The sequence below is a fragment of the Anaerosporobacter faecicola genome, assembly GCF_012070565.1.
Lineage (GTDB): Bacteria > Bacillota > Clostridia > Lachnospirales > Lachnospiraceae > Anaerosporobacter > Anaerosporobacter faecicola.
Map to the genome: position 1 here is coordinate 369,341 of NZ_JAAQRO010000009.1, position 13,948 is coordinate 383,288.

Sequence of the window (13,948 nt, forward strand, 5' to 3'; positions counted from 1 at the left end):
TACCAATTCACACACGAAGAAAGCCATGATAGAAATTCTATCATGGCTTTTTTCGGTTTGTTTGTGTTTGTCGTGTATATAATTGAATAATTTACTTCGTTATTACTTTCTTAAGCCTAAACGTTCGATTAAGTTACGGTAACCTTCGATATCGTTTTTCTTTAGGTATTCAAGAAGACCTCTTCTTTGTCCTACCATCTTTAAAAGACCTCTTCTTGAGTGGTGATCTTTCTTGTTTGCTTTTAAATGCTCAGTTAATTCATTGATTCTAACTGTTAATAAAGCAATTTGCACTTCAGGTGATCCAGTATCTTGTGGATTTCTACCATAAGCTGCGATAACTTCTTGTTTCTTTTCTTTACTAATCATCGTAATTCCTCCTATTATTGAAATCGCCTAGTACTAAGTTATAGGTCGGAGTGTCCTATATCCTGGTATTGGCTAAAATACTTAGATATTCTATCATAAGTATAACCTTGTGTCAAATCATTTATACAATTTTATTCTTTATTTCTGTTTTTTCTTGCTTAATTCTTCTGCATGGCTTAATGCAGCATCAATATTTGGACAAACATTTTGTTCTCCAATCTCTTCAAGGAATCCTGCTTTTTCCATCATCTGTTTAGGCTGTTCCTGCACATGGGAAAGAATTAATGTTATTCCTCTTTTTTTGCATAAGAAAAAGATTTTTCTAAGGGAACGCAATGCAGTAACATCCATTGCAGGTACACCTCTCATACGAATGATAACAGCTTTAAGACCAGGCTCTGGTGTTATTTCCAAGAAACGGTCTGCTGCAGCAAAGAACATAGGACCAACGATTTCATATACAAGTGTATGTTTTGGAACAACTTTTAATCCAATCTGTTCAGGGTCATTCTCCTCATCCATCTCTTCGTCTATGTATTTCCAACCACGAATCTTTGTTTCATCAGCCATACGTTTTAAGAATAATAACGCTGCTAATAACATACCGATTTCAATTGCTACAACTAAATCAAATACAACTGTCAGTACAAATGTTGTAATTAGTACCGTAATATCACTTTTTGGTGATGCTTTAATCAAAGAAATGAATTCTCTCCAGCCACTCATGTTATAAGCTACCATGAATAAGATTGCGGCAATCGCTGGCATCGGAATCCATGCTGCATATGGCATTAATATAACCAAGATTAATAATAATGTGATGGAATGCACCATACCTGCGATAGGAGAACGTCCACCATTCTTCACATTAGCAGCTGTTCTTGCAATTGCTCCAGTTGCTGGAATACCACCAAATAATGCAGAAACAACATTTCCTGCGCCCTGTGCAACCAATTCCATATTTGGTTTATGTCGGCTACCAATCATACCATCTGATACGACACAAGATAATAAGGATTCAATTCCTGCTAAAATTGCTATTGTAAATGCATCTGGTAATAAGTTACGAATCATTCCCATATTAACAGATGGTACGGTAAGACCTGGTAAACTACTCTTAATGGTATATAAGTCTCCTATTGTTTTCACATCCATTCTAATTGCTTTCACCATAATAACTGCAACGATTACCGCAATCAATGAAGGTGGAATCTTCTCCGTAACTTTTGGCCATAGAATTAGAATTGCAAGAGATACAAGACCTACTAGTAATGCCTGCCAATTAAACGTATTCATACAGTTAAAACATTCTTTTAACTTATCCAGTGTTTCAATTGGAGCATTCTTGAATGTTAATCCAAGAAAGTCCTTCACTTGGCCAATTGCAATCGTGATTGCAATACCAAATGTAAATCCTGTGGTAATGGTGTAAGGGACGTATTTAATTAAGTCTCCTAACTTTAGTATTCCCATGATCACAAGAATGATTCCTGCCATTATTGTAGCAACAATTAAGCCATCCATTCCATTCTTTGCCACGATTCCCGCTACAATTGTTGCAAACGCAGCTGTTGGTCCCGCGATCTGAACACGGCTACCTCCTAAGAATGAAATAACAAACCCTGCGAATATGGCAGTGTAGATACCTTGTTCTGGTCCAACACCCGAAGCAAGTGCCAATGCAATGGATAAAGGTAAGGCAATAATTGCTACAATAATACCAGCAATCACATCTTTAACAAATTGCTGTTTGGTATACGACTTCATACAGTCGAATAGTTTGGGTACGAATTGTTTCATGCTTTCTCCTCATCTTCCGTCATAATTAGTTAAATATTAAATTTTTATTAAATCACACAAAAATTAATTATACCATTCCGCTCTCTATTTTCAAGATGTAATATTGCATACAATATAATTTGCTTCTTTCTATTTTTTGTGAATATCCCCTATCCTTCTTTCTTTTTCATTGAACAAAGTGTACTTCGTACACTTTCGCATTAATAACAGTTTCAATGTACACTTTGTTCTCCGCGCCGAGCACAGTCAGCTTCAGCTGACATACACCTCATGTGCGAGTGCGCATCCCCCGGAGGGTTTATTTACTAGGAACGTTGGAGGACTTTCCTCGTATATAAAAAGAAAAGACGAAGCCCATACCCGCTTCTCTAACAACAGGTATAAGGCTTCGTCTTTTCTTGTATATGCAACCATGTCAGAAGGACATGGATTTCAAACTTGTATGAAAGTACAACTTTTTTGAATCACAAAGTTTTGCTTCACTGTTCACTCTCTTCAATGACTCTTTCCTGCACATCAGAAGGTGCTTGTTCATAACGTGCAAATTCAAATTGATAATCTCCCATTCCTCCTGTCATCGAGCGAAGGTCTGTGGAATATCCTACTAATTCTGACATTGGAATGTCAGCAAGTATCTCCTGTTTTCCATCTGCACATGGATTCATTCCCATTACCCGTCCACGCCGTTTGTTCAGATCTCCCATGATATCTCCTGTAAATTGGTCAGGAACTGACACTTTTAATGCTACGATTGGTTCAAGTAATACGGGATTTGCTAACTCAAACGCTTTCTTAAAAGCTTGTATGGTTGCCATCTTAAATGCCATTTCTGAAGAATCAACTGGATGATAGGAGCCATCTACCAAAGTGGCTTTTATACCTACAACGGGATATCCCGCTAATGGTCCTTTACAAACACTTTCTGCAATACCTTTTTCTACTGCAGGGAAAAAGTTCTTTGGAACAGCACCACCGAATACATTTTCTGCAAAGATATAGGGTTTATCCATTTCATTAGAGGGTTCGAATACAATATGTACATCTCCATACTGTCCATGGCCACCCGATTGTTTTTTGTATTTTCCTTGTACTTTCACAGACTTTCGAATGGTCTCTTGATAAGAAACCTTAGGTTTTGATAGAGCGATTTCCACTTTATAGCGGCTCAACAATTTACTTACAAGGATTTCAAGCTGCTGTTCGCCAATTCCATAAAGCAAGGTCTGCCTGTTCTTCGTATCATTCACTACTCGAACCGTCTGGTCTTCATCCAACATCTTTTGTAATGCCTGAGACACTTTATCTTCCTCGCCCTTATTCTTCACCGTATACCGTAGAAATGTATATGGTTTTGAAACCTTTGGTTTATCATAATAGATTGGAAACTCTCTTGTGCTTAGGGTATCGCCTGTCATCGTGATACTTAATTTGCTAATTGCACCAATATCTCCCGCATGAAGTTCTTTCACTTCCAATTGTTCTTTTCCACGTAGAATAAACATCTTTCCAATCTTCTCTTCTACTTCTTTTTTGGTGTTCCATACGATTGTATCTGCTTTCAAAATACCACTATGAACCTTTACCAAAGAAAATCTACCTACGAATGGATCAGCAATTGTTTTAAAAACATTGGCGGTCATTGGACATGTGTCATCATAAGATACTTCTACTTGTTCACTTAAATTATGGTTAATTCCAATGGCATGGAGCTTATCTGGCGAAGGGAAGTACTTCTCAATTGCTTGCAAGAGCATTGTCGTACCTTGACATTGTAATCCAGATCCCATTAATACAGGAACAACCGTTCCATCCATAACATTCTCACGAAGTGCAATAGAAATTTCTTCTTGTGGAAATTCTTCTCCAGCAAAGTAGCGTTCCATTCGATCTTCACTTGTTTCTGCAACTGCTTCTAGCAATGCTTCTCTACAAGTGTTTAGATTAGGAATCGAATATTCTGGTATCTCACATTCCTCATAATTACTTAGTGTTGTAAATCTTCTTCCCTTCATCTTAACAACATTGACAAAACCAACGAATTTCTCATTTTGCCTAATTGGGAGATGAAATGGAGCAATCTTTTTTCCGTACAGCTCCGTTAATTTCTCTACCACTTGGCGATAACTAGCATTGTCATCATCCATATCTGTTACAAAAAATATACGAGGCAATTGATATTCCTCACATAATTCCCATGCTTTTTTCGTTCCAACTTCCACTCCAGCTTTTGCAGAAACAACGATTACGGCTCCATCTGCAGCCGCCATTGCTTCTTGGGTTTCACCAACAAAATCAAAATAACCAGGGGTATCAAGGAAGTTAATCTTCGTATCCTCCCAAACAATAGGAACAAGTGATGTACTAATGGAAAACTGTCTTTTGATCTCCTCTTTATCAAAATCACTAATGGTATTCCCATCTTCCACTTTTCCTTGCCGGTTGATTAATTTCATCGTGTAGGCCATTGCTTCCACAAGTGTTGTCTTCCCACAACCACCGTGACCTAATATAACAACATTTCTAATCTTGTCTGAAGTATAAGTAACCATACAAAATACCTCCCTTACTCGAAAACTCGTGCAATAGTAAACAAAATTGTGACTTCCTGTCTGGTAATAGACAGGTTTGAAGATGTTATTATGTAGTTGTATGTATAGAGTAGAGCGTTAAAAGATATAGCACCGCTCCAAATCCTTTGTATTGCCACGTACTGCATGCTCTCGCAATACGAAAAACAATACGAAAACAGAATTCTATCTTATGTGTATATTGTACTAAAAAATATGATTATATACAACTATTTTATTCACATTTACACATACAACATTATAATTCTTGCTGTATACTACGTTACCAATAACTACCCCGCTGCGTCTTATGGAGGAACAGTTACACGAACTCCAGAAAGGATCAACTACAAGAATTATTCTATATCATATGGACATGTTTCAAGATTTATACCATTTCTTCGGTGTATTTATTGCGTTAAAGTTTAACGCTTTAAAGTATTGACATGTATGGAAATATGTTGTAGAATATCAAAAACGAAGTTATACTATTACCAGTATTGGATATACTGTTAGAGAATGGAGATAAGGATATGATTATTGTAATGAAACCGCATGCTTCTGAAGCATCTATTAAAAATGTTGTAGATATGATCACTTCTCAAGGGCTAGAAGCTCATCGATCTGCTGGAAAAGAGGTAACCATCATCGGCGTTGTAGGAGATAAATCAAAAATCATGGAACAAAATCTTGAAATTGCTCCTGAAGTTGAAAAGATTGTTCCTGTAACAGAATCATATAAATTAGCAAACAAAAAGTTCCACCCAGAGCCTTCTATTGTTACCGTTGGTAATGTTGAAATTGGTGGGAGCGATCTTGTTATCATGTCTGGTCCATGTGCGATTGAAAGCCATGATCAAGTATTAGAGACCGCATTTGCAATCAAAAAAGCTGGTGCAAAAATCCTTCGTGGAGGCGCCTACAAACCAAGAACCTCCCCTTACTCTTTCCAAGGTCTTGAAGAAGAGGGCCTTCGTTTTATGAAAGAAGCAAGAGAAGCAACTGGACTTCCTGTCATCTGTGAAGTCACAAGCTTAGAAGCAGTTGAAAATGCAGTCAAATATGTAGATATGCTTCAAATTGGTGCTCGTAATATGCAAAACTTCTATCTATTAAAGGAAGTTGGAAAAACAGGGATGCCAATCTTGCTAAAAAGAGGTTTGGCTGCTACAATTGATGAGTGGTTGAATGCCTCTGAATATATAATGGCAGAAGGTAATAGCAATGTTGTTCTATGCGAACGTGGTATCCGTACTTTTGAAACAGCAAGCCGTAATACACTAGACATCAGTGCTGTTCCAGTCATCAAAGAAAAGAGTCATCTTCCAATCATCGTTGACCCTAGCCATGCAACAGGAGTTCGTAATTACGTGAAACCATTGGCAAAATGTGCAGTAGCCGTTGGAGCAGACGGTCTTATGATCGAAACACATCCAAACCCAGCAACCGCTTTATCAGATGGTCCACAATCCTTAACATTCCCACAATTTGATGAACTATGTGAAGAACTTCGACCAATTGCAAAGCTTATGGGCAAAACACTATAGATAACTGGAGGAACACATATGGAAGACGTAACAGCTGGCTTTATTGGCTTTGGTTTGATTGGTGGATCCATCGCTCAAGCTATGAAGCAAAGACTAAATCAAGTACAAATCATAGCTTATAATTATTATATAGATCGTCCTCATGCTAGTCTGGAATTGGCCCGGGAGGACGGAACGATTGATCATATTTCAACAGACTTAACAAAAGATTTTTGCCAATGTGACATAATCTTTCTATGCTGCCCTGTATTAACGAATATAGAATACTTAAAAACACTTCGTGATGTTGTTAAACCTTCCTGTATCATTACGGATGTTGGAAGCGTAAAAGGTAATATTCACGAAGCGGTTCATGCCCTCAATATGAATGAATATTTTATTGGTGGTCACCCAATGGCTGGCTCAGAAAAAACAGGCTACGCAAATTCCAACGCATTTCTTTTAGAAAATGCATACTACATTCTCACTCCATCTTATGGAGTATCCGAGAAAAAGGTAGATACTCTCTATAAATTGGTTAAGACACTAGGCTCTCTTCCACTAATCCTATCTGCTTCCGAACATGATGATGTTGTTGCTGCAATCAGTCACGTACCTCATCTAATTGCATCAAGCTTAGTTACAATGGTGAAGAATAGTGATGATGAAGATGAAAAGATGCGTTTGTTAGCCGCAGGAGGATTTAAGGATATCACTCGTATTGCTTCCTCCTCTCCTATCATGTGGCAAAATATCTGTTTAACCAATACAAAGAGTATTCAGAAATTCTTAGCACAATACATAGACATTCTTCAAAATATGAATCAGGCATTATCCGATCATGCAGAACAAGATCTCTATCATTTCTTTGAAGAAGCTCGTGATTACCGCGATCATATACCTACCAAAAAAGTCGGTATGCTCAAACAAGTTTATGAAGTTTATCTTGACATTATAGATGAAGCAGGTGCGATTGCAACCATCGCTACCATACTTGCTAGTAATAATATTAGTATCAAGAATATTGGAATCATACACAATCGGGAGTTTGAAGAAGGTGTTCTACGTATTGAATTCTATGATGCAGGTGCAAGTCAGAATGCAGTTGCCTTGTTACAAAAGTATCGCTATACGATTTATGAACGAAACTAGTTGTAAAATAGATTGTAAGAAAAACATCATTTAAAGAAACCGTAATGTAAAAAAACAATTTTCATGAGTTTTGTTTGAAGAGATTTTATTCTTTTAAACAAATGCATACATGAAAATTGTTTTTTATTTTATTTAATTATTCGTTCGTAATTATTTCGTTACTTAATTATTTTATTTCGTTCGTTATTTATCTAGCTATTTCCTTCTGCTTTCGATTCTTCAATCTTTTCTTCCAACAAGTTTGTACTCTCTTTTTGTTCAATTTCATGTTGTTCTACAGTATTTGTTGTAATATAGGACAATGCTCGTTGATGGTTTTGTAAATGCATCTTTGTGTAAGTTCCTCCATACTCACCATCAATGGTCCATGAGATTTCTTCCTCACAGCTAATATCCAAATTAGATGCATGGAAGGAATAGATGAATTTATCAGAAAGATCACGTGCCAATAATGCATTCACGATATGTTGTAACTCAACAATATTTTTCGGATTTTTGATTAAGGTCACTTCGAATTTCCCGTCATCTAAACCAACATCTTTTCCCGTAATTCCTTTAAAACCACCTACCGAATTCGCGTTTGTTACCATACCATAGATGAAATCATCTTCAATCACTTGGTCATCAAATGAAACCGTTACATGATACGAAGTAACAGATGGTAAACTCTTAATCCCTTCTAGTATATAAGCTGTTCTACCAAGCAGATTCTTTGTTGTCTGTGGCGTCTCATAAGAAACATTGGTAAATACACCAAAACCAGCTACATAGGTAAAATAACGATCATTTAAAGAACCAATATCATAAGCAAAAGGACTTCCGTTAACTACTGCCTCAGCTGCCTTAACCATATTCTTAGGGATTCCCATACTTGAGGCAAAATCATTGGTTGTACCAGCAGGAAGATAGCCAATCATAGGTGCATGTGGTGATACCATTAATCCAGATGTCACTTCGTTAAGTGTCCCATCTCCACCAGAGCAAACAACCAGATCAAAATCCTGGTGTCTCTCTCTTGCTATATTCTTCGCATCATCCCTCTTCTGCGTCGCATAGATTGTAACTTCATATCCCGCTTTTACGAATATCTCAATTATATCGGAAAGGGAATTCTTAATCTTCCCTTTTCCGGCATGTGGATTATAGATAAATAATAATTTTTTCATTCTAGATAACTCCCCTTCCAAATCCTAAGTAACCCTTATTCGTTTCTAATCATTCGTATTAATAAACATAGCATCTCCAAAGCTAAAGAAACGATAACGTTCTTTCACTGCAACTTCATATGCGTGCATAATGTGTTCTTTCCCTGCTAATGCACTAACTAACATAAGTAATGTAGACTCTGGTAAATGGAAATTCGTGATCAATGCATCTAAAACTTTGAACTGATACCCTGGATAAATAAAGATCTCTGTATTCCCACTACAAGCTTTCACATATCCATTCTCATCAGCAGCGGATTCAATTGTCCGACAACTTGTTGTTCCAACACAGATTACACGATTCCCAGCCTTCTTCGCTTCATTGATCTTCTTTGCTTCTGCTTCTTCAATTTGATAGAATTCAGAATGCATATGGTGATTTTGTACATCATCGACCTTAACAGGACGAAATGTTCCAAGTCCAACATGTAAGGTAACATTGGCTATTACAACACCCATTGCTTCAATTTGTTTTAATAATTCTTTGGTAAAATGTAGTCCTGCTGTAGGTGCTGCTGCAGATCCTTCATATTTGGCATAGACCGTTTGATACCGATTCTTATCTTGTAATTGATGTGTTATATAAGGTGGTAAAGGCATTTGTCCTAATTGATCCAGGATTTCTTCAAAAATCCCTTGATACGAGAACTGTATCAATCGATTTCCCTCATCAATCACATCAATAATTTCTCCTACAAGTAAACCACCGCCAAAGATGACTCTTGTTCCAACACGTGCTTTTTTCCCTGGTTTAACAAGTGTTTCCCAGATATCATTCTCTTTTCTCTTTAAAAGTAACAGTTCTATTTTCGCCCCTGTTCCTTCCTTCTCTCCAATCAAACGAGCAGGAATTACTTTTGTGTTGTTAATGACCAAGCAATCTCCTTTTCTAAGATAGTTCGTTATATCATGAAAAATCTTATGTTGGATCTCACCAGTTTCTTTATTTAATACAAGAAGCCTTGAACTAGAACGATCCTCCAATGGATCTTGAGCAATCAATTCTTCTGGTAAATAAAAATCAAAATCTTTTGTTTTCATTCTTACTATCTCCATTCTTTCCTCATTTCTATTCTGTTTCAATAGGGAAAACAAAGAAATGAATTCTACGCATAACAAAACGTAAAGCAAACTAAATGTTAGTTTGCTTTACAATTCTTCTACTATTATAATCGTTCTATATAAAAAAATCCAGTATTGATTCCATTTCTTCATAAAATATACATTTTTATAAATATAAGTCATCATCACATTTAACAGATACATAAGAAGTTACCAAAGAAATTATACAATATACCTAGTATTTTTCCAGTATTAATAGTAAAATATATGGTAACTATTTAGCATTCTGTCTCAATAGTCACTTATTTCAGAATGAATCTGTAGAAAAGGAGGGTTCGTACATGCCAATTAATACATTCGCGGCGATTGATGTTGGATCAAATGAAGTTTCAATGAAAATATTTGAGATTTCTAAAAAAAATGGAATTCATGAACTTGATCATGTCCGTCATACCATCGAGCTTGGTTCGGAAACCTACACGAATGGCAAGATCAGTCATACCATGGTAAATGAACTCTGCCAGGTTTTGCATGGTTTCACAAAAAAAATGAAAGAATATCATGTAGAAGATTATACTGCTTGTGCAACCAGTGCGCTTCGGGAAGCCCTAAACAATCTTTTGATTCTTGATCAAATAAAGATTACATCAAAATTAAAAGTTTCGATCATTAGCAACTCAGAGCAACGGTTTCTTCTCTATAAAGCTGTCGCACTAAAAGAGAAACGATTTAACCAGATCATCGAACACGGTACTGCCATTGTTGATGTTGGTGCTGGTAGTATACAGATTTCTCTGTTTAACAAAGGTTCCTTGATCACAACACAAAATATCAAGTTAGGTTCTTTACGTATTCGTGAGATCCTTTCTACCATGGAAAATCAAACAACCAACTTTAATAATCTTCTAGAAGAATATATTTCAAATGATCTTCAGACCTTCAAAGATTTTTTCTTAACGGATATTAATCTTCGTAATATTATTGCCGTTGGTGATAACCTTAATGACCTTCTACGTTTTAAAGAATATGTAGAAAAACAGGACAAACAATCCCTCTCTTCTACTAACAAAGACTCCATGGATCGAAGTGGTTTTCATTCGCTCTATACCAAACTTTTATCAAAGAACACCAGTCAAATCAGTACTATGTTGCAGATTTCAAAAGAACAAGCTTCCTTGCTTCTTCCGACAGCAATGATCTATCACAAAATGTTTGAAGAATCCAAAGCATCAAAGATGTACCTGCCTGGTGTTACACTTACAGATGGTTTGGTCGTTGATTATGCACAAAAGAAAGAAAAAGTCATATTGACCCATGATTTTCGTCAGGATATTATTCAAGCCGCTAGGAATATTGCAAGGAGATATCACTGCAATCAAGAGCATATGAAAAATGTAGAGTATATTGCTCTTACACTTTTTGACAGTCTTACCAAATTACATGGACTGAATAATCGAGATCGTCTACTCTTACAGATTGCTGTTATTCTTCATAATTGTGGAGAATACATTAATCTGAATGCAGGAGCACTTAATTCTTATCAGATTATCCTATCAACTGAAATCATTGGTTTATCCCATACTGAACGTGAATTAATTGCATATCTTGTTCGTTTTAACATTGGAAATTATCCAAAGTACGCCGATCTAAACAACAGTTTCAACAAGGAAACCTATATTAAGATATCCAAGCTATCTGCAATCTTTCGTATTGCCAATGCAATGGACAAGAGTCATAAACAAAAGTTTTCCAACATTTCTGTAAATTACAGAGATCATCATTTGACGATAACAGGCACTACTTTGGAAGATACAACTCTAGAGCGCGGCTTATTTGAGAAAAAAGCAGATTTCTTTGAAGAAGTGTATGGAATTCGACCTCAACTAAAGCAACGTAGAAGTTCCTAAGAGAAAGGACAAATGCATATGAGTACATCAAAATCCATTTATCATAAACCAACCTATTATACGAACCGGGAATTAAGCTGGATTGAGTTCAATTATCGGGTGCTCAGTGAGGCAAGAGATAAAACACTTCCTCTATTAGAACGTTTAAAATTCCTTAGCATTACCGCATCGAATCTGGATGAATTCTTTATGATCCGTGTTGCTTCTCTAAAAGATATGGTAAATGCAAATTACAATAAACCCGATATTGCGGGGCTAACTCCAAAAGAGCAGTTGGATAAAATCACGGTTAAGACCCACGAATTAGTTACCATACAATATAACACATTCAATCGTTCGTTTATCCCTCAATTAAAGCAGAATAAGATCGAAATCATTACGCAATATGAAGATCTCGATGCTTCCCAAAGTGCATATGTGGACCAGTATTTTCAAACGGATGTCTATCCTGTACTTACCCCAATGGCGGTGGATTCTTCTAGGCCATTCCCATTGATTCGGAACAAATCACTTAACATTGGTGCATTGATCTGTGACAAAAAATCTTCCGTTGCCTATGATTTTGCTACTGTACAAGTACCTGCTGTACTTCCACGTGTTGTACAGATTCCGTCAACAAAACCGGAGACAACAACTCTCATATTGCTTGAGCAGATCATCGAGAAAAATATTAATTCTCTCTTCCTTAATTATGATGTAATCTGTGCTTATCCGTATCGTGTTATGCGTAATGCTGACTTAACCATTGATGAAGATGAAGCAGCTGATTTGTTAAACGAGATTCAGAAACAGCTAAAGAAGCGCCAATGGGGAGAAGCAATCAAGTTAGAAGTTGAGGACAAGATGGATAAACGTCTTCTGAAGATTCTTCGAAAAGAGCTGCATATAAAAGAAGAAGATATCTACTCTGTCAATGGTCCTCTTGACTTAACCTTTCTAATGAAACTCTATGGTTTAGACGGATTTGATCATTTAAAAAAAGAAAAATATACCCCACAACCTGTGAAGGGACTTAATCATGAAGAGGATTTGTTTACCCAGATTCGTAGAAAAGATATTCTTCTCTTCCATCCGTATCATACCTTTGATCCTGTGGTTGATTTTGTAAGACAGGCTGCAAAAGACCCAAATGTTCTTGCGATCAAACAAACCTTATATCGCGTCAGCAGCCACTCTCCAATTATCGCTTCTCTTGCTGCTGCAGCAGAGAATGGTAAACAGGTATCTGTATTAGTGGAATTAAAAGCACGCTTCGATGAAGAGAATAATATTATATGGGCAAAGAAGCTTGAAAAAGCAGGTTGCCATGTTATCTATGGTTTAGTTGGTCTGAAAACGCATAGTAAAATTACCTTAGTTGTCAGAAAAGAAGAAGACGGAATACGTCGTTATGTCCATCTTGGTACAGGAAATTACAACGATTCTACTGCAAAACTTTATACGGACATGGGCTTACTAACCTGCTCTGCTCCAATTGGTGAAGATGCTACCGCTGTATTCAACATGCTATCAGGATATTCTGAACCACTTAGTTGGAACGAACTTTCTTTAGCTCCTCTATGGTTACGAGATAAATTCCTAGACCTTATTAAACGTGAAACATTACATGCTAAGAACGGGGACAAGGCTCATATCATTGCAAAGATGAACTCTCTTTGTGATGCTGATATTATTGCAGCTCTTTACGAAGCAAGTTGTGCGGGTGTTACGATTGAACTTATCATCCGTGGAATCTGTTGTCTACGCCCAGGTTTGGAGGGCGTATCTGAAAACATTACGGTACGTTCCATCGTAGGAAACTTTTTGGAACATGCAAGAATCTTCTATTTCTATAACAACGGATACGAAGAAATCTATATGGGAAGTGCCGATTGGATGCCACGTAACCTTGATAAGCGTGTAGAAATCTTATTTCCTGTGGAAGACGAATCTCTTCGTGATGAGATTAAAGATATTCTACGGATTCAACTCCAAGATACGGTGAAGGCGCATATTCTAAAACCAGATGGTAGTTACGACAAAATAGACAAACGAGGAAAAGTTCGTTTAAACTCACAAGAGTATTTCTGTGAAAAGGCAATTCAAGAAGCTTCTTTGGTTAACTCCGTGCATAACAATCGCCTGTTTGAACCAATAGAAAGCGAAGAATAAAAGAACACCGTCAGCTTCAGCTGACATCTACCTTAAGTGCGAGTGTACATTCCTGAGGGTAAAAAAAAAGCGCAGATCATTTTGATATGCCCCCTGTCAAGTAGACAGGTTAAATATCTAAAATGAGTGTTTACTGAATGACCATACTTCGTATGAGGTATGGTCATTTTTTATGCACACCATTTTTCTTTGTATTTTTTGATTCGTTT

At 36.7% G+C, this 13,948-nt stretch carries 9 protein-coding genes; 4 read left to right on the top strand and 5 right to left on the bottom strand.

What is annotated here, in order from left to right:
• Positions 1 to 102: 102 nt before the first annotated feature.
• The 3 genes from rpsO to HBB17_RS06340 all read right to left on the bottom strand — a co-directional run bounded on the left by rpsO (position 103) and on the right by HBB17_RS06340 (position 4,718).
• Entirely contained in the window at positions 103 to 369 is a 267-nt protein-coding gene (gene rpsO / locus HBB17_RS06330) for a 30S ribosomal protein S15 (RefSeq protein WP_167956619.1), read from the bottom strand.
• 138 nt (positions 370 to 507) lie between these two features.
• Positions 508 to 2,169, bottom strand: a complete 1,662-nt coding sequence (locus HBB17_RS06335) for a SulP family inorganic anion transporter (RefSeq protein WP_167956620.1) — start codon at positions 2,167 to 2,169, stop codon at positions 508 to 510.
• Positions 2,170 to 2,648: 479 nt separating this feature from the next.
• Positions 2,649 to 4,718: an elongation factor G gene (locus HBB17_RS06340; protein WP_167956621.1), complete on the bottom strand. Its 2,070-nt coding sequence runs from the start codon at positions 4,716 to 4,718 to the stop codon at positions 2,649 to 2,651.
• A gap of 551 nt (positions 4,719 to 5,269) precedes the next feature.
• Between HBB17_RS06340 and aroF the strand changes: the two genes are divergently transcribed.
• A complete protein-coding gene (gene aroF / locus HBB17_RS06345) occupies positions 5,270 to 6,283 on the top strand; it encodes a 3-deoxy-7-phosphoheptulonate synthase (RefSeq protein ID WP_167956622.1) in 1,014 nt (337 codons plus the stop codon).
• 18 nt (positions 6,284 to 6,301) lie between these two features.
• Positions 6,302 to 7,414, top strand: coding sequence for a prephenate dehydrogenase (locus HBB17_RS06350; RefSeq protein WP_167956623.1), 1,113 nt, complete (start codon positions 6,302 to 6,304; stop codon positions 7,412 to 7,414).
• Between the two features lie 191 nt (positions 7,415 to 7,605).
• Here the strand turns inward: HBB17_RS06350 and HBB17_RS06355 are convergent, their stop codons facing one another.
• Positions 7,606 to 8,580, bottom strand: coding sequence for a diacylglycerol/lipid kinase family protein (locus tag HBB17_RS06355; protein WP_167956624.1), 975 nt, complete (start codon positions 8,578 to 8,580; stop codon positions 7,606 to 7,608).
• A 45-nt stretch (positions 8,581 to 8,625) separates the two neighbouring features.
• Positions 8,626 to 9,660, bottom strand: coding sequence for a tRNA preQ1(34) S-adenosylmethionine ribosyltransferase-isomerase QueA (gene queA / locus HBB17_RS06360; protein WP_167956655.1), 1,035 nt, complete (start codon positions 9,658 to 9,660; stop codon positions 8,626 to 8,628).
• A 362-nt stretch (positions 9,661 to 10,022) separates the two neighbouring features.
• On the opposite strand from queA, the gene HBB17_RS06365 reads away from it, so the two are divergent.
• Together HBB17_RS06365 and HBB17_RS06370 are read left to right on the top strand one after the other, a co-directional pair.
• Entirely contained in the window at positions 10,023 to 11,588 is a 1,566-nt protein-coding gene (locus HBB17_RS06365) for a Ppx/GppA phosphatase family protein (protein WP_167956625.1), read from the top strand.
• A gap of 18 nt (positions 11,589 to 11,606) precedes the next feature.
• Positions 11,607 to 13,739: an RNA degradosome polyphosphate kinase gene (locus HBB17_RS06370; RefSeq protein ID WP_238483686.1), complete on the top strand. Its 2,133-nt coding sequence runs from the start codon at positions 11,607 to 11,609 to the stop codon at positions 13,737 to 13,739.
• Positions 13,740 to 13,948: the final 209 nt, after the last annotated feature.

Coding starts and splice junctions, on each gene's coding strand:
- HBB17_RS06335 (WP_167956620.1), bottom strand. CDS start 2,169: ATGAAACAATTCGTACCCAAACTATTCGACTGTATGAAGTCGTATACC.
- queA (WP_167956655.1), bottom strand. CDS start 9,660: ATGAAAACAAAAGATTTTGATTTTTATTTACCAGAAGAATTGATTGCT.
- HBB17_RS06340 (WP_167956621.1), bottom strand. CDS start 4,718: ATGGTTACTTATACTTCAGACAAGATTAGAAATGTTGTTATATTAGGT.
- HBB17_RS06365 (WP_167956625.1), top strand. CDS start 10,023: ATGCCAATTAATACATTCGCGGCGATTGATGTTGGATCAAATGAAGTT.
- HBB17_RS06355 (WP_167956624.1), bottom strand. CDS start 8,580: ATGAAAAAATTATTATTTATCTATAATCCACATGCCGGAAAAGGGAAG.
- HBB17_RS06350 (WP_167956623.1), top strand. CDS start 6,302: ATGGAAGACGTAACAGCTGGCTTTATTGGCTTTGGTTTGATTGGTGGA.
- aroF (WP_167956622.1), top strand. CDS start 5,270: ATGATTATTGTAATGAAACCGCATGCTTCTGAAGCATCTATTAAAAAT.
- HBB17_RS06370 (WP_238483686.1), top strand. CDS start 11,607: ATGAGTACATCAAAATCCATTTATCATAAACCAACCTATTATACGAAC.
- rpsO (WP_167956619.1), bottom strand. CDS start 369: ATGATTAGTAAAGAAAAGAAACAAGAAGTTATCGCAGCTTATGGTAGA.